Consider the following 22,358-nt stretch of genomic DNA (forward strand, 5'->3'; position numbering starts at 1 on the left):
CCGGAAACCCCCAACCCCCGAATGCGTTATCCGCTTATGAACCCACAAGACGACAAACCACCACCGGCCTCAACCCCCACCCCAACCTCCAACGGCCGGCTTGGCGGGCGCGACGGCCTGCCGCCCGGCAGCCTGCCGAAGCCGTACCTGGCGCCGCAGGGCGACGAGAACCGCGACCCGCCGCCGAACGCGCCAACCCCGGTCGAGCCGGCGGTGACCGTGGCAACCACCCGCCGCAACGCGGCGAAGCCGGGCCCCGGGCAGGACTGAAGCCCAGGCGCGCAATCGGCCGCGGCGCCAGGCCGATCGGCAGCCATATGCCAAACCGTTTCCATTTCGCGAGGAAACGCTCTAGCCTGCCGGCGCTTCCCACCGACAGGCGATTCATGACGTCCCCCTACGTGACCCTCTCCACCCGTCTCGCTTACGAAAATCCCTGGACCCGGCTGCGCGAGGACCGCATCCGCCGCCCCGACGGCTCCGAAGGCATCTATGGCGTGGTCGAGCGCTCGGACTTCGTCGTCGTGGTGCCGCTGCAGGACGGGCACGTGACCCTGGTCGAGCAGTACCGCTATCCCGTGCAGGCGCGGATGTGGGAGTTCCCGATGGGCATGTGGGAGCAGACGCCCGGCACCGATCCGGCGGTGCTGGCCGCGGCGGAACTGCGCGAGGAGACCGGCCTGACCGCGGCGCGCATGGACTATGCCGGGCAGATCTTCCAGGGTCCCGGCTACTGCAACCAGCGCGGCCACATCTTCCTCGCCACCGGCCTGACCAGCGGCGAGACGCAGCGCGAAGTCACCGAGCAGGACATGATCGCCCGCGCGTTCTCCCTGACGGAGCTGGAGGCGATGATCCGCGACGGCGTGATCCTGGACGGGATGAGCATTGCCGCCTTCGGGCTGCTGCGGGTGAAGCGCCTGCTGTAGCCTGCGGGGCGCCCGCCGCGGCAGGATCGCCCGTCAACGGGATCAGCGGCCGAATACCTGCACGGCCGCCCGCAGCGCCGTGGTCGGGATGTCGCGCACGCTGATGGTGGCGCCCGGCAGCCGCAGCGGGCGCAGCACCGACTCGATCCAGCGTGGCCCGCGTGTCCGGCACAGGGCCAGGAACTTCCGCTCGAGCGTGGCGCGCTGCCTCATGGCAGGACGCTCCGGCGATCGCATCGACGGCCGTTACGGGCGTGGCGGTACGGTGCGGGGGGTGGCGGCATGGCCTGGGCAACTCCGGATCGCTGACATTTGGAAATTAAACGAACTAATTCCGCCAACTCAACCAGAATCATGGCGGCGATCGGCCGCCGCGCCGGCATGTCACCCGGGCCAGGGCCTACGCAATGCACAGATCTCGGAAACGGTCCGCCGCTGCGTTTCCCTTTCGTCATGGCCCGGCTTGTCCGGGCCACCTATTCCAGCACTTGTGCCGCGACAGGTGGCCCGGACAAGCCGGGCCATGACGATGGTGGAACGCTCTTGGCGCCCAGGCAAGCACTTGATTGTACGGTCATTTCCGACTCGTTTCCAGGATGTGTGCATCCCGTAGGGCCAGGGCGGGCCACGGTCGCCGTCGGTCCGGGGCGGCCAGTGCGATATCGCCGATCAGGGCGGACCCGTGGCGACGGCGCGCCGTAGCGGTGCCATTATGCGATCAATCGATCGAAGCTATGATGGGATCAGGCGGATCGCGCGCACGGCTCGGAGGTGACAGGCATCATTGAGACATTTTGCATAAAAATGTGTAATAAACCTTAACGCAACGTTCCGATTTTGCGCGAAAAACGTGATCGCGATTGCGTGATTTCGCTGTTGCAGGCTCACGATTTTGGGAGGTAAGAAACTCCCCGTTTCCTCCTCCAACTCTGGCCGCGGAGGGAAGGCACTTTCCGCCGCGGCATCTTTTCGAGATGGATGACGAGGACCCGACAACGATGCGGTGCTGCAATGAGACCACGTCCGGAAGTACGATCCGTCTGCATGATCATGGAACCACGAGTGGCCCTTTGCCTGCTGGCACCCCTGGTCATGGCCGCCCTCCAGCTCCTCGGGAGCGGGTCATGAGCGATCTGAAACTACGCGGAACAGCCGTAACGAAACGGCTGCCGAAGGGCCATGCCTTCCAGATTTCCGATCTCGTCCTGGCGCAGAGCTGGGCCGCGTTCCGCAACCTGGCGATGCAGGTCCGCCTCGATCATGGCTCCGACGACGAGGAGTACGAGGAAGTCCTGGAATTCCGCGCCGCAACCGGCGCCCGCGCTCATTTCATCATCTGGAACGATGGCGATGCGGTGTTTGTCCAGCCCATGCCGGGCAGGATGCAGAAGCACGCCTGCCTGGCCGATGCGCTCGAGCATCTTTCGCTCCGCAAGCCGCCTGCGCTGACCGACATCACGCCGGCGGGTTGGCCTATCCGTTGACCGGACGGCGACGGCGGCAACCGCCGCTGCCGCCTGCCGCCGCGGTGCCGCCGGCGGCAGGCGCCATGCCCTGTTCGTGACGGTACTGTAGCAAATCGCATTCCCCATCCGCCGGGCCGCATCATTGCGCGCCCGGCGCTAACATGTCGATAAAGAACCGACTGGCTTGCTTGGCCGTTCGTTGCGCCATGCTGGCAACCGGCGCGCCGCCGCGCGATCCGCGTCGTTGCCCGGCCCGGAACGCCGCGCGGGCCGCCGCACTGCGGCTGGCAGGGGGCTGTCCGCACGACTGTCCCGACAGCCGAAGGCCGCGCCGCGCAACGGCCGGGCCACCCGGCAGAGCCCATGCCGGCGCGGCCGGCGCCACAGCCGGCGCAAACCGCACGCAGCGGGATGCCCGGACGTGCCGCGGCGCCAGGTCCCACCCGGCCGGACCGGCCGGAAAACCCTCTGGGACGGGCTCTGCGCGTCTGCCGTCCGGACCGGATATTGACTAGCCGGGATGGCGTCCGACCTGTCAGACTCCGCGCCGTGGCCCCGGAAGATGGCATGAACCGGCGCCCGCTTGATGACAACCGTGCTAGCGGGCTTCACGGCGGTACCGGCGCCGCATCAGCGTAGTTGTCCGAATCGGGGCAGTACGCGCAGGTTGGCTGAACGAAATTGGTCGAGGGATAAGTTATGCCACCAGCAAAGAAAGCCGCTCCTGCCAAGGGCGCGGCGCCCGCCGCCAAGAAGGCGGCAGCCCCGGCAAAGAAAGCCGCCCCCGCAGCGAAGAAGGCCGCCGCCCCGCCCAAGGCGGCCGCCGCAAAGGCCGCGCCGCAGGCAACCGTGACGCTGCGGCAGATCGCCGCCGAGCTGGCCGAAAGCCACGACTTGCCGAAGAAGCAGGCGGAAGCGATGCTTGGCGACCTGATCGAGCTGACCACCCGCCACCTGAAGAAGGGCGACAAGATCCGCCTGACCGGCCTCGGCATCCTTCAGGTGCAGAAGCGGGCGGCGCGGATGGGGCGCAACCCGGCCACGGGCGAGGCGATCCAGATCAAGGCCAGCAAGAAGATCGCCTTCCGTGCCGCCAAGGAGTTGAAGGAGTCCGTCTAGCGGGACTGTCAGCCCGCCATCATGGCCCTGGCACGGTCGATGGGCACGGCAATGCCTGCCGCATCGGCCGTGCGCCGCAAGCCGGCCCGGGCCTGGAAATACCTTGAAAACAGCAGTTGGAATGCCGTACCGGCGGCCGCGCTGCCGCCGCACGTCCCGGCGGAAGGCCACAGTAATGACCGCCGGGACGAAGAACGACCGGGCCGCGCCCGCGGGGCGCGGGCTCATGCGTATCAGGAGCTCATGCGTATCAGGATAAGACGACGGCCGGAGAAGGAATGGCGCCGCAGCCGCTCTCTCACCGTCATGGTCGGGCGTGTCCCGGCCATGACGATAGGGAGAAGCCCTTGCTCCGCCCGAGGCTCTAACTGATACGCACGGGGCTCAGGCTGGCATGGGCGGCTGGCGGGCCTGCGGGCGCCGGCCGCCCATGCCAAGTCAGACGGTGCGGCGGGCGAGGCCGCGTTGACCGTTGGCGGTCGTGGCCGGACATGTCTCTGCCGTCATGGCCGCGCCCGTTGCCGCTTGGCTTGCCCCCTTTGCCCTGTCCGCCTGGCCTGTCCCCTTTGGGCGCCGGGTGCCCCTGGACCTTGCCGAAAGAGCGCAGGGGCCGCGCCCTGGCCGAACGGCTGCTGCGGCATCGCGCCGGTGCCAGCCAGGCCGAACCCCATGCCGGGGATACCCGCCGCCAGCCCAGTCCCTGAAGACACCGTGGTGCGGACCAGGGTATCAACCATGATGTAAATGCAATTCTGATATGCATTTTTACAGCCACCGGTGACGCGGGACGCACCTTGGCACGCCATGCGGCGCGGCGCCCCGGGACTCGGTCCGGCCAGCCGCGGCTTGGTCCGCTGGCCCGGAAACAGACCACATGCCGCTACGCACGAACTTTTGATTAGGTGGCACAAGCGACGTCGCGCCGTCGCAAGGCAGGCCGCAGCCGCCCAACGGCCACCCCGCGACCGCCCTTCGCCACGTTCCGCGACTGCTTCGGAATCGCCACGCGCAACCCCGTTCGTTTCACGTCGCAACCGACGGCGCGTGTGGTCACCGCGGTCACTTCTCCCGGCGTCCGGCTGCCGCCCTCCGGGCCACCAACGCGGGTGCGCCGCCGCCCCGGCTGGACGCACCCGCGCGGTCGCCAGCGCCGAGCCATCGCCTGACGTGTCTCTAATGAAATAATGTGGACAATCAGTGCTTTCCGCCGCGGCAGGGCGCTTGGTGCGGTATTGATATGACATCCGGCGCACCGCCCTTTGGCCCCCGGACGGCACGATGTTACGCTGCTGCGCCGGGACCAGCCCGCGCATGCCGCAGGAGGAAACGATCAATGGCCGACAACACCGCCGCCCCCGCGCAGGTGCGCTACGAAACGCCGTCGCCCCATGTCGCGCGTATCGTCATGGCGCGGCCCGAGGCGCACAACGCCCAGGGCCTGCAGATGACCTATGAACTCAACGCCGCCTTCGACCGCGCGGCGCAGGACGACGGCATCAAGGTGGTGATCCTCGCCGCCGACGGCCGCAACTTCTCCGCCGGGCACGACCTCAGCGGCGACGGCGGCAAGACCTGGCGCGACTTCGCCACCGTCGGCACCTGGGCGGCCTTCGACGCCCCCGGCGCCGAGGCCCGCTACGGACGCGAAATGGAAATCTACCTGGAGATGTGCGAGCGCTGGCGCAACCTGTCAAAGCCGACCATCGCCCAGGTGCAGGGCAAATGCATTGCGGGCGGCCTGATGCTGGCCTGGGTGTGCGACCTGATCGTCGCCAGCGAGGACGCCAGCTTCAAGGATCCGGTGATCGATTTCGGCATCTGCGGCGTGGAGTTCTTCAACCATCCCTGGGAACTGGGCATCCGCAAGGCCAAGGAATTCCTGTTCACCGCCGACGAGATCAGCGCCCGCGACGCCGCCGCCTGCGGCATGGTCAACCGCGTCGTTCCGCGCGAGGAACTGGAAGCCGCGACCCTGGCGCTGGCCGAAAAAATCGCGACGAAGCCGGCCTTCGCCCTGAAGGCGACCAAGCAGGCGGTGAACCACGTGCAGGACGTGCAGGGTCGGCGCAACGCGCAGATGCACGTCTTCAGCCTGCACCATTTGCTGCACGCGCATAACGAACTCGTTTACGGCGTGCCGGTCGATCCGAACGGTTTGCCGGCGACGGTACGCGACAAGCTGCTGGCGCGGGTTGCCCGGGCGAAGGCGGACGGGGGCGGCTGACCGCCGCCGATGGATACGGACGAAACTAGGGAGTCCGGCCGCCGGCGCGGCAGCCGTCCAGGAAATGGCTGACCGCGGCGCGCACATAGGCTTCGGACTCCTCCGGTCCGGGCGGTTCGCGCAGCCCAAGCAGGCACTGGAACTGGAAGTTCCCCAGCAGCATGCCCCAGAATTGATGCGCCGCCTGCGCCGGGTCGTCCAGGCGCAGCGTGCCGCGCTCGACCTGCTGCTCGAAGTAGCGGGCCAGCATTGCGCGGGTACGGGCCGGGCCGTTTTCCCAGAACTGCTCGGCCAGTTCCTTCATGAAAATACCTTCGGAAACGACCAGCCGGTAAACCCCGAGCGTGTCCGGCGTGGTCACCGTCGCGATGAAGCGGACGCCCAGGTCCACCAGCACGTCCTCCGGCGCCCGGTCCAGCAGGTGCTGTCCGCACAGGGGGCCGAAAATCTGCGTGCAGCGCTCGGCGACCAGCGCCTTGAACAGGCCCTGCTTGCCGCCGAACAGCGCGTAAAGCGTCTGCCGCGACCCGCCGGAGCGGGCGATGATGTCGTCGAGGGTTGTTGCCGCATAGCCCTTTTCCAGGAAAGCCGCTGTCGCAGCCTCGAGGAATGCGCGCCGCCTCGCTTCCAGGCGGGGCCGGGCCAGCACGGAGGAGTCTTCGTCGCTCATCGCCTCTCCAGGTTTTTTTCACCTCTGGCCTTGATGTGTACTGTACCATACAATACGTCAAGGTCGCAGTTTCCCGGCGCCGCCGCTGCCGCCGTACGACGCCCTTTGCCACGAGAGACTTCATGGACCAGCACGTCGCCCACATGGAAGCAGAGCAGGATCGCCGTTCCGGGCGGCCCTTCGACCGCAAGGCAGCCATCAGGGCCGGTCGCCGCCGGCTGGCCCGCACGCTGCTGATCGCCGTTGGCGCCGTCGCGCTGCTGGGGGCGGCGGCCTGGTACGGCCATTACTGGTGGACCACCGGGCAGTTCCTGGTGTCCACCGACGATGCCTACCTGCAGGCCGACAACGTCATCATCAGCCCGAAAATATCAGGCTACATCGCCAAGGTTCTGGTGCAGGACAACCAGCCGGTCCGCGCGGGCGACGTGCTGGCCCGCATCGACGACCGCGACTACCTGACCGCGCTGGCCGTGGCCCGGGCCAACGTGGATGCCGAAAAGGCCAATATCAACAACCTGATGCAGCAGGTCGCCCAGCAGCAACTGGTGATGACGCAGGCACACGCCACGGTGACGGCCGATGACGCGGCGCTGACCTTTGCGAAGCAGGACTACGACCGCTATGCCAGCCTGTCGCGCACCGGCGCCGGAACGATCCAGCGCGCCCAGCAGGCGACCTCCGAAATCCGCGAGAAGCAGGCCGCCCTGGACCGGGACGTCATTGCCGTCGCCGTCGCGCAGAAGCAGGTCGATGTGCTGAATTCGCAGATCAGCAAGGCCCGGGCCACGCTCGCGCTGCAGGACGCGGCGCTGCGCCAGGCCCAGCTGAATGTCAGCTACACCATGATCACCGCGCCCATCAGCGGCACGGTGGGCGCCCGCACGCTGCGCGTCGGACAATATGTGCAGGCCGGCACCCAGCTTATGGCGGTGGTGCCGCTGCAGGCCGTTTATGTCGTTGCCAACTACAAGGAGACGCAGCTGACCGACGTACGCGCCGGACAGCCCGTGACGATCGAGGTCGATACCTTCCCGGATGCCACGGTGCATGGCGAGGTGAACAGCATAGCCCCGGCCAGCGGGCAGGAGTTCGCCTTGCTGCCGCCGGATAATGCCACCGGAAACTTCACCAAGATCGTCCAGCGCGTCCCCGTCAAGATCACCATCGATCCAAAAGATCCGCTGATCGGCCGTTTGCGCCCCGGAATGTCTGTCGAGCCGACGATCGATACCCACCCGCACGGATCGTAGCCGCCATGGCAACGTCCACGGCCGAGGAATCGGTTTCACTGAAAACCTGGATCGCCGTCGGCGGCGCGCTGATCGGCGCGTTCATGGCCGTGCTGAACATCCAGGTCACCAACTCCTCGCTGCCGGACATCGAAGGCGGCATAGGCACCGGCGGCGTCAACGGCACCTGGATCAGCACGGCCTATCTGATCGGCGAGATCATCGTCATTCCGATGACAGACTTCCTCAGCCGGGTGTTCTCGCTGCGCCGCTACCTGATCGCCAACACCGCGCTGTTCCTGGTGCTGTCGGCGACCTGCGGCCAGGCGCACAGCCTGTCGGAAATGATCGCGCTGCGCGGCCTGCAGGGTTTCTTCGGCGGCGTGCTGATTCCGCTGGCCTTCACCATCATCGTCATGCTGCTGCCGCCCTCGAAACGAGCCGCCGGGTTCGCCGGGTTCTCCGTCACCGCAACGTTCGCCCCCGCGATCGGGCCGACCATCGGGGGATGGCTGACGGATACGTATGGCTGGCAGACAATTTTCTATATGAACCTGGTGCCGGGCGTGGTCATGCTGTCGGCGCTGATCTACGCCTTGCCGCGCTCCAAGCCGCAGCCGCACCTGCTGCGGCAGGGCGACTGGACCGGTATCGCACTGATGGCGATCGGCCTTGCCGCCTTCCAGACCGTGCTGGACGACGGCAACGTCTATGACTGGTTCGGCTCGCCGTTGATCGTCCGGCTGAGCCTGGTCGCGGCCGTGTCGCTGGGTGCCTTCATCATCCTGGAACTGGTGCGCAAGGAACCGCTGGTCCAGCTTCGGCTTTTCACCCGGCGCAACTTCGCCTTCGGCACATTCAGCAACTTTCTGGTCGGCTTTGCGCTGTACGGCTCCTCCTACCTGCTGCCGCAGTACCTGGCGGTGTCCCAGGGATTCGACGCGCAACAGAGCGGCGAGGTGATGGCCTGGACCGGCCTGCCGCAACTGGTGCTGATCCCGTTCGTTCCGTTCCTGATGCGCAGGATCGATTCACGCCTGCTGGTCGGCGTTGGCCTGCTGATCTTCGCCGCGAGCTGCTTCATGAACCTACACATGGACCGCGATTACGCCGCGCCGCAGCTTTTCCTTCCCGACGTCATCCGGGCCATGGGCCAGGCCATCGTGATGACGCCGCTGTCCGCCATCGCCATGGTCGGCATCCTGCCGCGCGAGGCCGGCGCTGCATCCGGCCTGTTCAACATGCTGCGCAACCTGGGCGGGGCAATCGGCACGGCGGCTATCGAAACGTTTTTCACCAAGCGCGAGCAGTATCATTCCTTCATCATCAACAGCCATGTCTCGCTGCTGGAGCCGGCGACGCAGTCGCGGCTGTCGTCGATGCAGCAGTTCTTCATGGCGCACGGCGTGCCCGATCCGGCTGAGGCCATGCACCGCGCGGTGATCGCCGTCGGCGAAACCATCCGTGCCCAGGCGACGGTCATGGGATATTCCGACTGCTTCGCCCTGATCGGCGTCATACTGGTCGGCGCGGCGGTGTCGATCGCCGTCTTGCGGAAAGGCGCGGGCGGGGCAGGAGGCGCCCATTGAGCAGGAACCCGCCACTCGCTGAAACGGAGGACGGCCGGGACCGTTCAGTCTGAAACCGCATCAGGCCAGGGGAGGGACCACATGCCCGAGCAGATCGCCACCACCTGCTGCATTGCGGGCGGCGGCCCGGCCGGCATGGTGCTGGGATATCTGCTGGCACGTTTCGGCGTCAGGACGGTGGTGCTGGAAAAACACGCGGATTTCCTGCGTGATTTCCGTGGCGACACGATCCATCCCTCGACGCTGGAGGTGATGGCGGAACTCGGGCTGTTGGACGGCCTGCTGCGCCTGCCGCACCAGAAGGCGCACGAACTTGGCGGGATCGTCGGCGACCGGCGCATCAGGGTGGCCGATTTCACGCTGCTGCCGGTGCGCTGTCCCTTCGTTGCCTTCATGCCGCAATGGGATTTCCTGAACTATCTGGCGCAGCAGGCGGGCCACTTTCCGGAATTCGACTTGCGCCTGCGCGCCGAGGTTGTTGGTCTGATAACGGAACGAAATCGTGTCGCCGGCGTCCGGGCGCAGACGCCTGACGGGCCTCTGGAGGTACGCGCGGATCTGGTCATCGGCGCCGACGGCCGATCGTCCGTGGTGCGGGAGGTCGCAAGGCTGAGAGTGGAATGTTCCGGCGCGCCCATGGATGTGCTGTGGTTCCGTCTGCCGCGCGAGGCGCACGATCCGCGTGATCCGGTGGGCGTGTTTGGCGCCGGCGCGATCCTGATACTGATCGACCGTGGTACGCACTGGCAGTGCGGCTACATCATTCCCAAGGGCGGTTTCGAGGCCCTGCGCCAGCGCGGGTTGCCGGAGCTGACCACGCACATTGGCCGCCTTGCGCCGTTTGCGGCCGAACGCGCGGCGGCGATCGCATCTTGGGACGATATCAAGCTGCTGACCGTTGCGGTGGATCACCTGCCCACCTGGTGGCGCCCCGGGCTGCTGTGCATCGGCGATGCGGCCCATGCCATGTCGCCCATCGGCGGCGTCGGCATCAACCTGGCGATCCAGGATGCCGTGGCCGCGGCCAACATCCTCGCTGCCGGACTGAAGAATCGGCATCTGACCGACGGTGACCTGCGCGCCGTGCAGCGCCGTCGCGCCTGGCCGGCGCATGCGACACAGCAGATGCAGCTTCTGATCCAGAGGCGGCTTATTGCGCCGATCCTGGGCGACGGGCAGGTGCCACGGCCGGCATGGCCGCTGCGGGTGCTGGACAGTGAACGCTGGCTGCGGCGGTTTCCGGCCCGTCTCATCGGCATCGGCGTGCGGCCCGAGCATGTCGCGCCGGCGCTGTTGGCCGCGGGGAACGATCGGGCGTAGCGCCGCTACGTTGCGATGCCGGTTCCCTGCATCAGCCACCGTGCCGCCTTTGCGTAGCCGATCCGATGCGATGGCGGAACGCTGCGGCTGGCGGTCTCCTCGGCAATTACCGCCGCGACGACATCTCGCCGATCGGCTTTTGTTGCCGAGTTGATCAGTATCTGCCGGAACAGGTCGCGCTGCGCGGCGCTGCCACCCAGCAGCCGGATCGCGCCGAGCCGTGGTGCCAGCAGCGCAACGACCTGCGCGTGCTGACCGCGCCGGTGCGCCAGGCCAGCCTCGCAGGTCGGCAGGACGACGTCGCCGATGACGCCGGCATCCCAGCGGGTTGCGTCGGCTGCCTGCTCACGCAGTGCCGCCAGGAAGCGAGCGGCGGCTTCGTCCCGCCCGGTCGCCGCCAACGCCAGCATCAGATGCGGCGGCAGCAGGCGATAGGCGCTGTCGCCGATGCGCGCCTGAGCCTTGTCGGCCAGTTCGTTCCATCTGTTACCGACGTCCAGTCCGAGCTGCTCCAGCCGCCACAGCAGCGCGGTGGCGTTCTGCAGGTCGTTGAACTGGTCCGGCGCTGCTTTCGTCAGCGGCGCATCCAGGTTGCGGATGTTGCGGTCGTAGCTTTCGATTACCGAATCCCGCTCGCCCAGCTCCAGTTGCATCAGCGCACGATGCCACCAAAGGTGATGCACAAGGTTGTTGCCCAGATGCCAGGCCGCCGTCTGGGCGCCGAGCCAGTCAGCGCCTTCCCCGGGGCGGCTTTCCATCTCCAGGATATGCGCCTTGACATGGTGGGCGAAGAAATTCGCCGGATCGCGCGCATGGGCTTCGTCGATGGCGTGTTCGGCGCCGGCGGTGTCGCCCGCTTCCTCATGCGCGAAGGCCCAGACGGTCTGGAAGCAGTCGTATCCTGGCAGTTCCGGCGTCCAGGCGTCGGCGAGGCGATCCGCCTGCTCCAGGATCACCTGCGTGTGGCCGAAACGGAAATGCGTGGTGTCGCAAATCCGTACCGCCAGCAGATCGGTCGGATCGTCGTCGAGCAGCGCCCTCCAGATGGCGAAAGCCTCAGGCAGTGCCCCTCGCTGCCAGGCGGAAAAAGCCGCCACATGGCGTTGCTCGCGCATCGTGGCGACGGCGGTGCCCGCCTCGGCGGCCGCGAGCGCAGCGGCGACGGCTGGACGATGCGCCGGGTTGGCGCCCGCGAGCAGAAGATAGCCCTTGAGGCAATGGCCCATGACGAAGCACGGATCGGCGGTGAGCGCCTGGTTCACCAGGGCCATCGTGTCGAGGTGGAACTTCAGGTAGTGCTCCACCGCGCGATCGAACAGGACGGCGGCCTCGGCACTGTCCGTCGAAAGCGGCAGACCGCGGGCATCACGCTGCATTTTCCGGCCTCCATGTCGGGTGGTGTAGAATTATTCACGGATCACGAAGCCGGAAAAGCCCGCGGGCGGGGCCACCGCGGCTGGTGCCCTGTTGCCCTTCATGACAGACTGTTCTGGGGAACAATCCAGGGAAGCAGAAATCATGAGCCAGACCTTCACTGTCGGCGACCTGACCGTTCATCGCATCATCGAATCGGAAGGGCCGTTGTTCGATCCGAAGATGTTCTTTCCGACGCTGACGCAGGAAATCCTGGACGAAAACGCCGCCTGGCTGAAGCCGAAGTATATTGATCCGGCCTCCGGGCGGCTGGTGCTGTGCATCCAGTCCTATGTCGTCCGCACGCCGCACCATACGATCCTGATTGACAGTTGCATCGGCAACCACAAGCCTCGCCCGGACTTCCCGATGTGGGACCAGTTGACCTCCGACCGTTACGAAAAGAACCTTGCCGCGGCCGGCGTTGGCTTCGGCGATATCGACTTTGTCATGTGCACCCATCTGCACGTGGACCATATCGGCTGGAACACCAGGCTGGAGAACGGCCGGTGGGTGCCGACTTTCCCCAAGGCAAAATACCTGTTCGGCGAACAGGAACTTGCCTTCTGGACGGAACAGGAACGATCCAACCCCGGATCGCAACCATGGATCAGCGATTCCGTGCTGCCGGTGGTCGAGGCGAAGCGCCACCAGGTGGTCAACAGCGACTACGAAGTCAGCGACGTGGTGAAACTGATTCCCACGCCCGGCCACACGGTTGGTCATTTCTCCGTGCGTGTCGGCAAGTCCGGCGCGGACGCGATCATCGCCGGCGACATGGTGCATTCACCGCTGCAGGTCCGTTACCCGGAACTCGGCATGTTCGTTGACTACGACACCACCCAGGGCATTGCCACCCGCAGGAAACTGTTCGGCGAGATCTGCGACACGCCGACATTGCTGTGCCCGGCGCACTTCCCCTCGCCATCGAAGGGAAGGCTGACCCGCTGGGGTGACGGCTTCCGCTACAATCCCGTGCAGTAGCCGCCGGAAGGCGCGGGTCAGGTCGCCCGCGCCACCGCCAGTGCATCCAGCGCCTCTACCTGCGCGCCGCGCACCCACAAGGGATTGACGTCAAGCTCATCGAGTTTCGTCCCCAGCGCCAAAGCCGCATCGCCGATCCGCGCGATCGTTTCGGCAACTGCATCGAGGTCGGCCGGCGGGACGCCGCGCTGCCCCTGCAACATGCGCGCGCCCTTCAGTTCGCGGAGCATCCGCCGGACCTCCGCGGGGGTCACCGGCAGCACGCGCAGCGCCACGTCCTGCAGGACTTCGACGAAGATGCCGCCAAGGCCCACGGCCAGCACCGGCCCCCATTGCGGATCGCGCGTGCAGCCGACGAACAATTCCAGCCCACGTTCCCGCATCGGCGAGACCAGCACGCCATCGACACGTGCCCTGGCCGGGGCGGCCGCCATCACCCGGCGGAACGCGGCGGCAACGTGGCTGTCTCCCGAAACGTTCAGCGCGACGCCGCCAATGTCGCTCTTGTGCTGGATGTCGGCCGAGGCGATCTTCAGCGCCACCGGTCCGCCGGCATCCCGCGCCACCGCTACCGCCGTCGCCTCGTCCGTCACCAGCGTCGCAGGAACGATCGGCACGTCGTATCGGGCGAGATGATCGAGCACCTGCCGCTCCGTCGTCGGCCACACGGCAAGACCTTGCGATTGGGCCGGTGGCATCCAGGCGTGCCGCTCGCGCCGCTGCTGCTCCGACCACCACCAGGCGCGGCCAAGCGCCGACAGCCCATGGAACATCCCCGCGGAACTATAGGGCAGGTCGAGATCCGCCACGATCCGCTGTGTCACCTCCGTAACAGGCTTCATCGTGTGGCTGAGCATCAGCGCCGGCAGCGGCTGCTTCGCCAGTCCCTGGGAGATATGGCGCAGCGCGGCAAGCTGGAATTCCGACGCCTGGGCGTCCACGCCCGGAACGTCGAACAGGCAGACCAGCGCCGAGAACGCCGGCTCGCCGCCCACGATCTTCAGTGCGCGCTCGAACAGGTTCGGCTCCAGCACCGCGCCGCCGGTGATGTCCAACGGGTTGTGCGGCGTGCCGAAGCTCGGCAGGACGTCGATCAGCGCCTTCTCCGTGGCGGGCGGCAGAGGCGGCAAGGGAACGCCCTCGGCCTGCAGCCGATCGGCCGCAATTTCGCAGGCACCACCTGAAACCGACACCAGCCCGACGCCCTTGGCGCCGATGACGCCGGTGCGGGCGATGATGTCGGCTGTAAACAGAAGATCCTCGATCGACTGCACCCGCACCACCCCGAACTGCCGGCAGGCGCCGTCGAACACCCGGTCGTCGCCGACCAGCGCGCCGGTGTGCGCCTGCGCCGATCGGGCCGTTACGTCGGACAAACCGATTTTCAGCGCAACGATCGGCTTGCCGGCCGCCTGCGCCTTCTGCGCCGCGGCAGCGAAGCGGTGCGGATCGCGGATCGATTCGATGAACATCGCGATCGCCCGGACCCGATCATCCTCCAGCAAATGCGCGGCGAACGTTGCCCCGTCCAGATCGGCTTCATTGCCCGTTGATATCAAATGGCTCAGGCCAATCTGTTGTTGTTCCGCAAGCGAGGCGATGAAGGCGCCGGTCGCGCCGCTTTGCGAAATGGCGGCGATCGGGCCGGGTTGGCTCGGCGACCGGAACGAACCCGTCCACAGCGGCACGCCGTCGAGGAAGTTCACGAAACCCAGGCAGTTCGGGCCAAGAATCGAGATGTTGAAGCGTCGTGCCAGTTCCGCCAGCTTCCGCTGCTGCGCCACGCCGTCAAGCCCGGTCTCGGCGAAGCCCGACGTCAGGATCACCGCGTTCCGTGCCCCCGACGCGCCCAGATCGGCCACTGCCTCCTCGATCGCCGCGGCCGGCACCATGATCAGGCCGAGATCGACCTTCGTTCCGAGTGCGGCACAGGACGTCGCGGCGGTGCGTCCATGCACGGTACCGCCGCGGCGAGCCACCAGATGCACCTCTCCCTTGTAGGTGCCGTTGGACAGGTTGGCATAGGTCATCCGGGACCAGCCGGACCGGTCCGTCGCGCCGATCAGGGCGATGGAGCGTGGTTGCAGCATGGTGGACAGATCGCGCGGTCCGGCAGGCTGGCTCATTTCGGTTTCCTCGGTTGTTCGTTGGCCCGGCTTCGGCCAGGCATTGACCCGAGCATAGGGCCGCCGCTGCCGCACGGGAAGCCGCGTTGCCACAGCCCGAACCCGCGGCTAGGCTGGCGGTAAAGGAGTAACGTCCATGTCAGACAAACCAGTCCCGATCCCGGATGAAATCAGCGCGCCGTTCTTCGACGGCGCCCGGCAGGGGCGGCTGATGCTGCAGCATTGTTCCGCCTGCGACGGCTGGAGCTTCCCGGTGCGGGAACGCTGCCCGCACTGCTTCGCCGCGCGGCTGGCATGGCGCCAGGCCAGCGGCCGCGGCAGCCTGTACACCTTCACCGTCATGCACCAGGTGATGAACCCCGGCTTCGCCTCGGCAGTGCCCTACAACATCGCCCAGATCGACCTGGAGGAAGGCGTGCGCATGACCTCCAACGTCGTCGGCATCGGCAACGATGCCCTGCGCATCGGCATGAAGCTGGAAGCCGTGTTCGAGGGCGTTGGCGAGAACGTTTCTCTGCCAAAATTCCGTCCCGCCGGCCGATAACGGAGGAAACCAATGCCGAACCAGCCAAAGGGCGCGATCGTCGGCCTGGGCGTGACGCCGATGGGCAAGATCTACGGCCGCCGCGCGGTCGATTTCGCCGCCGAGGCGATCGCCCTCGCGCTCGACGATGCCGGCCTCAGCAAGAACGACGTCGATGGCCTGCTGATCAACGCCAACCTGCCCGGCGACATGGACGTGCGGACGCAGATGGTGCTGGGCTTCGAAAACCTGACCTTGGTCAACGTCATGAGCGCCTATGGCTCCACCGCCGGCAGCATGATGCAGTATGCCTGCATGGCGATCCGCGAGGGCCTGGCGAATGTCGTCGTCCTGGTCTACGCCGATGCGCCGCTGTCGCCGACGCGCGGCGCCGGGCAATCCTATGCCGGCCCGCACCGGTTCCCGCTGACCGGCATGGTCGGCCTGCGCGCCGCCTACGGGAATTTCGGCGCCAATCCCGAGTATGCCATGGCGGCGCGGCGGCATATGCATCTGTACGGCACCACAACTGAACAGTTTGGCACCATTGCAGTGAACCAACGAAACTGGGCGCAGCTCAGCCCCTGGGCGCAGATGAAGAAGCCGATGACGCTGGAAGACCACCACGCCTCGCGCTTCATCGCCGAGCCGCTGCGGCTGCTGGATTGCTGCCTGGTATCGAACGGCGCGGTCGCGGTGGTCGTGACTTCACCGCAACGGGCACGCGACCTGAAGCAACCGCCGGTGAACGTGCTGGGTTACGCGCAGTGCGCGCCGGGCGACAATCTGCGCACTGACCGGCACCCGGCGGTGGAAACGGGCGCCAAACGCTCCGGCGAGATCGCCTTCCGCATGGCCGGCATCACCCGCAAAGACATCGGCACCTGCCAGTTGTACGACTGCTATACCTACACCGTGCTCGTCACCCTGGAGGACTACGGCTTCTGCCCGAAAGGCGAGGGCGGTCCGTTCGTCGCCGACGGCAAGCTCGGCCCGGGCGGGGCACTGCCGACGAACACCGGCGGCGGGCAGCTATCGGGCTACTACATGTGGGGCTTCACCCCGCTGTCCGAGGCGGTGGTGCAGGCCCGCGGGCAGGGCGGCGAGCGGCAGGTGCCGCGCAACGACTTCGTCCTGGTCAGCGCGAACGGCGGGATATTGAATTATCATTCCACGATCATTCTCAGCCGGCACGCGTCGGGATAAGTGCGTCATCCTCCGGCAATCGTTCCTGAATCGTACAATCCATCGATCTCGCGCTCGGAATAACCAGCCGAGCGCAGGATCGCCCGGCTGTGCTCGCCATATTCCGGCGCTGTCGTCACCGGCACTTTCCGGGCGCCGCTCAGCGTGAACGGACTGTCCACCGTCATCAACCCGGTGTCGGCCAGCGGCCGCAGGATACCCGCCGCCCGTGCCTGCGGATCGTTGACGATCTCCGCCACCGTGCCGACCACCCCGAACGTCAGGCCGCTGTCGTCGAGGATCGCCCGCCATTCGGCCAAAGTCTTCCTGGCGAACACATCATCGAAAATCCGCGTCAGCACAGGTGCGTTGATCCGCCGCGCCTCGGCGTCGACGAAGCGGGAATCCGTCGTCAGCCACGGCATGCCGATCGCCTGCGCCAGTGCCGGCCATTGGCGTTCATTGATCACCACCAGCATGAACCACCGGTCGTCCAGCGTCCGGTAGATATTGGCCAGCGACATCAGCGATTCCTCGCGCGGCGGCCGAGGCGGAAAGATTACGCCGCACAACTGCGCCTGGATGAAGTAGGCGTTCGCCCACATGCCGCTGCCCAGCAGCGAGACCCGCACCTCGCCGCCACGGCCGGTCTTCTCCCGCTGGTACAATGCCGTTACGACCGCCCCATACAGCGCCATGGCGGTCGGCTTGTCGCCCATGCCGGGAACGGAACGAGCGGGGATAGCGCGGTGATCCGGGCGCACTTCATCCATCAGCCCGGTGCGCGCCCAATAGGCGGTGGCATCGAACCCGGTCTTGCCCGCCTCGTCGCCTTCCTCGCCGTAAGCCGTCATGGAAGCATAGATCAGCCGCGGGTATTTCTCCGCGAAGTCGGCGTAGCGCACCTGCAGCCGCTCGCGCCCCGGCAACGGAATGTTGGTGATGAAAACATCCGCCTGGGAAACCAGCCGTTCCAGCACCGCCCGCCCGGGTTCGGACTTCAGGTCCAAAGCCAGGCCGCGCTTGTTCCGGCTGTCCATCAGCCAGGGGTGGTTGTGGTCGGTCTGCGGCATGCCCGGGCGCTTGTACTGCGACCGCCAGGGATCGCCGCCCGGCGGCTCGATCTTGATGACGTCCGCACCAAAATCGGCCAGCACGGTCGCGGCGGCGGGCGCGGCGACATAGCTTGCGCAGTCGATGACCTTCAGGCCGGCAAACAGCGGTTCAGGCATGACCGGATCGCTCTCCCATCGTTCTTGCCGCCGAGTTTCAGGCGGTCCGGCACGCAAGGTCAATCCGCCACCGGGTCACCACGTATCGATATACGGATATTTCTTCTCTGTCCGCGGCAGTGCCGGTGGCAGACGCCTCAGGCTGCTGATGATCCAATCGCGCGTATCCGCCGGGTCGACAACGTCATCGATGCCGCCGCCGGCCGCGGCATTGACGGCCTTCGCGGTTTCATACGCAACGGTCGTGCGCCGCTCGAATTCCTGCCGCCGCGCCTCGGGATCGTCGATCGCCATCAGTTCCTTGCGGTAGCCCAGCTTCACCGCGCCCTCGATGTTCATGCCGGCGAACTCGGCCGTCGGCCATGCGACGGTGAAGAACCCCACCAGCGTGCCCGCGCCGCACATCGCCTGCGCGCCCAGGCCATAGGCCTTGCGCACGACCACGCTGAACAGCGGCGCCGTCATGTTGGCGCCGACGTTGAACAGCCGCGTGCAGTGCCGCACCAGCGCCGTCCGTTCCACATCCGGCCCAACCATGATCCCCGGACAATCGATCAGGCTCAGCACCGGGATATCGAACGCGTCGCAAAGCTGCAGGAAGCGCGCGCCCTTGTCGGCACCGTTGGAATCGACCGCGCCGGCCAGGTGATGCGGATTGTTGGCGACCACGCCCATCGGCCGGCCCTCGACGCGGATGAACGCGGTGATCAGTCCGACGCCGAATTTCGGGCGCAGTTCCAGCACCGATCCCTTGTCGGCGATCGTTTCCACGATGTCGCGCATGTTGTACAGGCGCAGCCGGTTCTCGGGCACCACATGCCGCAGCCGCCGCTGGTCCGGTGCCTCCCAGTCCGCGATCGGTCCCTGGAAGTAGGACAGGTATTTCTTCGCGATTTCAACCGCCTCGACCTCGTCCTTCACCAGGATGTCGACGACGCCGTTCGGCACCTGCACCGACATCGGGCCGACTTCCTCGGGCGTGTAGATCCCCAGGCCGCCGCCTTCGATCATCGCCGGGCCGCCCATGCCGATGGTCGAGCCCTCGGTGGCGATAATCACGTCGCTGCACGCCACCAGCGCGGTGTTGCCGGCGAAGGTGCGTCCATTCACCACGGCAACCAGTGGCACCAGGCCGCTCAGTTGCGAGAACGTTGTGAACGTGCGCGTATCGACCGCGACGCGAGGGCCGATATCGTCCTCGCCCGGCCGCCCGCCGCCGCCTTCGCCGAACACCACCAGCGGCAGCCGGAAGCGGTGCGCCAGTTCGAACAGGCGGTCCTGCTTGTAGTGGTTGCGGTGACCCTGCGTGCCGGCCAGCACGGTATAGTCATAGTGCACGACAATGGCGCGCGATCGCGCCTCATCGAACAGGTGGCCGTTGATCGCGCACGTGCCCGCGACCACGCCGTCGCCGGGCGTGTTCCGGCGCAGCGCCTCGATCGTGTTGCGCTGATGCTGGCGCGCAACGACCAGCGGCCAGTATTCCTTGAACGATCCCGGATCGACCAGTTGCGCAATGTTTTCCCGCGCCGTGCGATAACCCAGCTTGCGGCGCCGTGCCACGGCTTCCGGACGGTTCTCGTCCAGCGTCAGCGCGTGGCGGTCGTAAGCCTCCCGCAGGTCGGGGCGGATGGCGTCGGGATCAGGTTCCGGCTCCGCAACCACGGCGCCGCCCGCGACCTCGGCTTCCTGGATGAAGACGATCGGGAAGCCTTCGCGCACCACGTCGCCCGTCGCCATCGTTACGCTGCGGACGATGCCGCTGTTTGGCGCGTTGATGACGTGCTCCATCTTCATCGCCTCGACCACCGCGACGCGCTGTCCCTTCCGCACCGTATCGCCCACCGCCACATCGATCGCCACGATCGTCGCCTGGATCGGCGACGGCACCCCGACCGACCCGTCCGGCCCGGCCAGATCCGGCGCATCCCCCGGAGCCACGGCCACCTGTTCCGCCTTCACCCGGGCGTCATGCGCGAACAGCGCCAGCGGATCGCGGCTTTTCACCCGGGCCCCGGCGAATCCGGTTTCCCCTGAAACGGCCGGTTCGACAAAGCGCTGGCGCTGATCGGCAACGCCGGCCACAAGCGCTTCGATCGTTTCGTCGATCCAGCGCGTATGGACCCGGCCGGCGACGAAGTCAGGATGCGCCAGAACGTTGCGCAGGAAGGGAATCGACGTCGCAACACCCTCCAGCCGGAATTCGCTCAGCGCGCGGGACGCCCGGCCGACGGCGGACGGGAAATCGCCAGCGTGGGCAATGACTTTCGCCAGCAAAGAGTCGAACGCGCCGCTGGTGCGGTATCCGGCATAGCCGAAACCATCGGTCCGCACGCCCGGACCGCTCGGCGCCTCATACACCGAAAGCGTGCCCCCGCCGGGCCGCACCGACCCGTCCGGCGCGATCGTTTCCATGTTTACGCGCACCTGCACCGCATGGCCGCGCGGCGTGGCGACGCCGGGCCGATCCAATCCCAGGTCCGCCAGGGTGGCGCCGCGGGCCAGGTGGATCTGCGCTTGTACCAGGTCCACGCCGGTGACCGCCTCGGTCACCGTGTGCTCGACCTGCAGCCGCGCGTTGGTTTCAATGAACACGAACGGCGCCGCGCCGGGGCGGCCGGAGACGTCCACCAGGAACTCGAAGGTTCCCAGATTGCGGTAGCCCACGCTGCGGGCGAAGCGGACCGCGGCGTCGATGATCCGTTGGCGCAACATCGCGTCCAGCGCCGGGGCAGGGGCAACTTCGACGATTTTCTGGAAGCGGCGCTGCACGCTGCACTCCCGCTCCCCCAGATGCGCGACGGCGCCGGTGCGGTCGCCCAGGATCTGCACCTCGACGTGCCGCGCCCGCGGAATGAATTCCTCGACATAGACATCCGCGCGCCCGAACGCCGCCCGGGCCTCCGACTGGCAGCGTTCGAAGGTGGCCTCGATATCCCCGGCGTCCAGCACCACCCGCGTGCCGCGCCCGCCGCCGCCGGCGACGGCCTTGATGATCATCGCGCCGCCGGGGCCGAGCGACGCGAAGAACGCCCGCGCCTCGTCCAGCGTCACGGCATGGTCCAGGCCGCGGAGCACCGGCACGTCCGCCGCCGCCGCCGCGGCACGCGCCTGCGCCTTGTCGCCGAACAGCGCCAGTTGCGCGACGTCCGGGCCGATGAAGGTCAGCCCGGCCTCGGCGCAGCGGCGCGCGAAATCGGCGCGTTCGGCCAGGAAGCCGTAGCCGGGATGGATCGAGTCGCAACCGGCCTCCTGCGCGGCCGCAATCACCGCGGCGCCGTCCAGATAGGCGGCGGCGCCGCGGCCGGGCAGCCGGCGGGCCTCGTCAGGGATGCGCACGTGCAGGCTGTGCGCATCGTCCTCGGAGAACACGCCGACACAGGGCAGGCCCATGTCGGCGGCGGCGCGGGCGATGCGGATGGCGATCTCGCCGCGGTTGGCGATCAGCAGTTTCGTTACTTGCGCGGTCTGGTCCCGGTTGCAACCACTCAGCGGCCGGTCCAGCGGGGCGGGCGCTTTTCGACGAAGGCGCGGGGGCCTTCCTGGAAGTCCTCGGTGGCGCGCACGCGCAGGCCGGCCTTGTTGCTGACCTCCCACAGGTCCGCCTCCGCCTTGTCATAGGCCTGGCGGGCGACGCCCAGACTTTCGCGCACGGCGATCGGCGCATTGACCGCGGCGCGGCGGGCCAGGGCCAGCGCGGCCGGCATGACCTCGGAGGCCGGCACCGCGGCGTTTATCAGGCCGAACTGGGCGGCGCGGGCGGCGGGGATCGGGTCGCCCGTGGCGATGATCTCCAGCGCGATCGCGCGGGGCAGGGCGCGCGGCAGGCGGAACACCCCGCCGGCGCCGGCGACCAGGCTGCGCTTGACCTCGGGCAGGCCGAGATTCGCCGCCTCGGCCGCGACGGCCAGGTCGCAGGACAGCAGCAGTTCCAGCCCGCCGGCCAGCGCGTGGCCCTGCGCCGCGGCGATCCACAGCTTGCTGCGCCGGGCGCGGACGAAGCCGGCGAAGCCGCCCTTTTCCGTCGCCAGCGCGGCGGCGTTGCCGCTGGAAACCTCCTTCAAGTCGGCGCCGGCGCAGAATACCGGCCCGGCGCCGGTCAGGATCGCCACCCACAGATCGGCGTCGGCCTCGATGCGTTCCACGGCCTGCTCCAGCCCCGCGGCGACGGCGCCGTTGACCGCGTTGCGGGCCTCCGGACGGTTCAGCGTCACCAGCGCGATGTGCGGTTCGACGACCTCGAACAGCACCGCCTGCTTGCCTGTCGGTTCGGACATTGTCCCTGCTTCCTTTTGCTCGTTCCCTGTGCAAGCCGGGCAGATTGTGCCGGCCCTGTTGCGGGAACG

At 67.3% G+C, this 22,358-nt stretch carries 18 protein-coding genes; 11 read left to right on the top strand and 7 right to left on the bottom strand.

Translation table 11 applies throughout. From position 1 onward, the window contains the following. Positions 1 to 270: hypothetical protein (locus CCS01_RS03910; protein ID WP_408887473.1), on the top strand; the 270-nt coding region annotated here is incomplete at its 5' end. A 116-nt stretch (positions 271 to 386) separates the two neighbouring features. Then, entirely contained in the window at positions 387 to 929 is a 543-nt protein-coding gene (locus tag CCS01_RS03915; protein ID WP_104517520.1) for an NUDIX domain-containing protein, read from the top strand. 42 nt (positions 930 to 971) lie between these two features. On the opposite strand, the gene CCS01_RS33465 is transcribed toward CCS01_RS03915, so the two are convergent. Beyond that, complete coding sequence (locus tag CCS01_RS33465; RefSeq protein ID WP_158258220.1) at positions 972 to 1,142, bottom strand: hypothetical protein; 171 nt, start codon at positions 1,140 to 1,142, stop codon at positions 972 to 974. Between the two features lie 911 nt (positions 1,143 to 2,053). Between CCS01_RS33465 and CCS01_RS03920 the strand changes: the two genes are divergently transcribed. From CCS01_RS03920 to CCS01_RS03930, 3 genes are all read left to right on the top strand, one after another. Continuing rightward, entirely contained in the window at positions 2,054 to 2,413 is a 360-nt protein-coding gene (locus CCS01_RS03920) for a hypothetical protein (RefSeq protein ID WP_104517521.1), read from the top strand. 681 nt (positions 2,414 to 3,094) lie between these two features. Then, positions 3,095 to 3,514, top strand: a complete 420-nt coding sequence (locus tag CCS01_RS33470; protein WP_104517522.1) for an HU family DNA-binding protein — start codon at positions 3,095 to 3,097, stop codon at positions 3,512 to 3,514. Positions 3,515 to 4,847: 1,333 nt separating this feature from the next. Beyond that, the gene (locus CCS01_RS03930; protein ID WP_104517523.1) at positions 4,848 to 5,738 is read left to right on the top strand and encodes an enoyl-CoA hydratase; all 891 of its coding nucleotides are present in this window, start codon (positions 4,848 to 4,850) and stop codon (positions 5,736 to 5,738) included. Positions 5,739 to 5,763: 25 nt separating this feature from the next. Here the strand turns inward: CCS01_RS03930 and CCS01_RS03935 are convergent, their stop codons facing one another. Beyond that, positions 5,764 to 6,408 (bottom strand): TetR/AcrR family transcriptional regulator, encoded by a 645-nt coding sequence (locus CCS01_RS03935; RefSeq protein ID WP_104517524.1) that lies wholly within the window; start codon positions 6,406 to 6,408, stop codon positions 5,764 to 5,766. 122 nt (positions 6,409 to 6,530) lie between these two features. Here CCS01_RS03935 and CCS01_RS03940 point away from each other — a divergent pair, with 122 nt between their 5' ends. The 3 genes from CCS01_RS03940 (at position 6,531) to CCS01_RS03950 (ending at position 10,549) form a co-directional block, all read left to right on the top strand. Next, complete coding sequence (locus CCS01_RS03940) at positions 6,531 to 7,661, top strand: HlyD family secretion protein (protein ID WP_104517525.1); 1,131 nt, start codon at positions 6,531 to 6,533, stop codon at positions 7,659 to 7,661. A 5-nt stretch (positions 7,662 to 7,666) separates the two neighbouring features. Then, positions 7,667 to 9,229 carry a DHA2 family efflux MFS transporter permease subunit gene (locus CCS01_RS03945; protein ID WP_104517526.1) on the top strand — a complete coding sequence of 521 codons (1,563 nt, stop codon included), beginning with the start codon at positions 7,667 to 7,669 and terminating at the stop codon, positions 9,227 to 9,229. 81 nt (positions 9,230 to 9,310) lie between these two features. Then, entirely contained in the window at positions 9,311 to 10,549 is a 1,239-nt protein-coding gene (locus tag CCS01_RS03950; RefSeq protein WP_104517527.1) for an FAD-dependent oxidoreductase, read from the top strand. Positions 10,550 to 10,554: 5 nt separating this feature from the next. Here CCS01_RS03950 and CCS01_RS03955 read toward each other — a convergent pair whose 3' ends face one another. Beyond that, a complete protein-coding gene (locus CCS01_RS03955) occupies positions 10,555 to 11,925 on the bottom strand; it encodes a hypothetical protein (protein WP_104517528.1) in 1,371 nt (456 codons plus the stop codon). Positions 11,926 to 12,067: 142 nt separating this feature from the next. Between CCS01_RS03955 and CCS01_RS03960 the strand changes: the two genes are divergently transcribed. Next, positions 12,068 to 12,946, top strand: coding sequence for an MBL fold metallo-hydrolase (locus CCS01_RS03960; RefSeq protein WP_104517529.1), 879 nt, complete (start codon positions 12,068 to 12,070; stop codon positions 12,944 to 12,946). Between the two features lie 17 nt (positions 12,947 to 12,963). On the opposite strand, the gene CCS01_RS03965 is transcribed toward CCS01_RS03960, so the two are convergent. Beyond that, positions 12,964 to 15,072, bottom strand: coding sequence for an acetate--CoA ligase family protein (locus tag CCS01_RS03965; protein ID WP_104517530.1), 2,109 nt, complete (start codon positions 15,070 to 15,072; stop codon positions 12,964 to 12,966). A 136-nt stretch (positions 15,073 to 15,208) separates the two neighbouring features. On the opposite strand from CCS01_RS03965, the gene CCS01_RS03970 reads away from it, so the two are divergent. Continuing rightward, positions 15,209 to 15,616 carry a Zn-ribbon domain-containing OB-fold protein gene (locus tag CCS01_RS03970; protein ID WP_104517531.1) on the top strand — a complete coding sequence of 136 codons (408 nt, stop codon included), beginning with the start codon at positions 15,209 to 15,211 and terminating at the stop codon, positions 15,614 to 15,616. Between the two features lie 12 nt (positions 15,617 to 15,628). Beyond that, complete coding sequence (locus CCS01_RS03975) at positions 15,629 to 16,801, top strand: thiolase family protein (protein WP_104517532.1); 1,173 nt, start codon at positions 15,629 to 15,631, stop codon at positions 16,799 to 16,801. 5 nt (positions 16,802 to 16,806) lie between these two features. On the opposite strand, the gene CCS01_RS03980 is transcribed toward CCS01_RS03975, so the two are convergent. The 3 genes from CCS01_RS03980 to CCS01_RS03990 all read right to left on the bottom strand — a co-directional run bounded on the left by CCS01_RS03980 (position 16,807) and on the right by CCS01_RS03990 (position 22,289). Beyond that, complete coding sequence (locus tag CCS01_RS03980; RefSeq protein ID WP_104517533.1) at positions 16,807 to 18,012, bottom strand: CaiB/BaiF CoA transferase family protein; 1,206 nt, start codon at positions 18,010 to 18,012, stop codon at positions 16,807 to 16,809. Between the two features lie 75 nt (positions 18,013 to 18,087). Continuing rightward, complete coding sequence (locus CCS01_RS03985; RefSeq protein WP_204848135.1) at positions 18,088 to 21,609, bottom strand: acetyl-CoA carboxylase family protein; 3,522 nt, start codon at positions 21,607 to 21,609, stop codon at positions 18,088 to 18,090. Continuing rightward, on the bottom strand, positions 21,501 to 22,289 hold the full coding sequence (locus CCS01_RS03990) for an enoyl-CoA hydratase-related protein (RefSeq protein WP_104517534.1): 789 nt from the start codon (positions 22,287 to 22,289) through the stop codon (positions 21,501 to 21,503). The genes CCS01_RS03985 and CCS01_RS03990 overlap by 109 nt, the downstream gene beginning before the upstream one ends. Positions 22,290 to 22,358 lie beyond the last annotated feature (69 nt).

The sequence above is a fragment of the Rhodopila globiformis genome (assembly GCF_002937115.1).
Lineage (GTDB): Bacteria > Pseudomonadota > Alphaproteobacteria > Acetobacterales > Acetobacteraceae > Rhodopila > Rhodopila globiformis.

Coding starts and splice junctions, on each gene's coding strand:
- CCS01_RS03915 (WP_104517520.1), top strand. CDS start 387: ATGACGTCCCCCTACGTGACCCTCTCCACCCGTCTCGCTTACGAAAAT.
- CCS01_RS33465 (WP_158258220.1), bottom strand. CDS start 1,142: ATGAGGCAGCGCGCCACGCTCGAGCGGAAGTTCCTGGCCCTGTGCCGG.
- CCS01_RS03920 (WP_104517521.1), top strand. CDS start 2,054: ATGAGCGATCTGAAACTACGCGGAACAGCCGTAACGAAACGGCTGCCG.
- CCS01_RS33470 (WP_104517522.1), top strand. CDS start 3,095: ATGCCACCAGCAAAGAAAGCCGCTCCTGCCAAGGGCGCGGCGCCCGCC.
- CCS01_RS03930 (WP_104517523.1), top strand. CDS start 4,848: ATGGCCGACAACACCGCCGCCCCCGCGCAGGTGCGCTACGAAACGCCG.
- CCS01_RS03935 (WP_104517524.1), bottom strand. CDS start 6,408: ATGAGCGACGAAGACTCCTCCGTGCTGGCCCGGCCCCGCCTGGAAGCG.
- CCS01_RS03940 (WP_104517525.1), top strand. CDS start 6,531: ATGGACCAGCACGTCGCCCACATGGAAGCAGAGCAGGATCGCCGTTCC.
- CCS01_RS03945 (WP_104517526.1), top strand. CDS start 7,667: ATGGCAACGTCCACGGCCGAGGAATCGGTTTCACTGAAAACCTGGATC.
- CCS01_RS03950 (WP_104517527.1), top strand. CDS start 9,311: ATGCCCGAGCAGATCGCCACCACCTGCTGCATTGCGGGCGGCGGCCCG.
- CCS01_RS03955 (WP_104517528.1), bottom strand. CDS start 11,925: ATGCAGCGTGATGCCCGCGGTCTGCCGCTTTCGACGGACAGTGCCGAG.
- CCS01_RS03960 (WP_104517529.1), top strand. CDS start 12,068: ATGAGCCAGACCTTCACTGTCGGCGACCTGACCGTTCATCGCATCATC.
- CCS01_RS03965 (WP_104517530.1), bottom strand. CDS start 15,072: ATGAGCCAGCCTGCCGGACCGCGCGATCTGTCCACCATGCTGCAACCA.
- CCS01_RS03970 (WP_104517531.1), top strand. CDS start 15,209: ATGTCAGACAAACCAGTCCCGATCCCGGATGAAATCAGCGCGCCGTTC.
- CCS01_RS03975 (WP_104517532.1), top strand. CDS start 15,629: ATGCCGAACCAGCCAAAGGGCGCGATCGTCGGCCTGGGCGTGACGCCG.
- CCS01_RS03980 (WP_104517533.1), bottom strand. CDS start 18,012: ATGCCTGAACCGCTGTTTGCCGGCCTGAAGGTCATCGACTGCGCAAGC.
- CCS01_RS03990 (WP_104517534.1), bottom strand. CDS start 22,289: ATGTCCGAACCGACAGGCAAGCAGGCGGTGCTGTTCGAGGTCGTCGAA.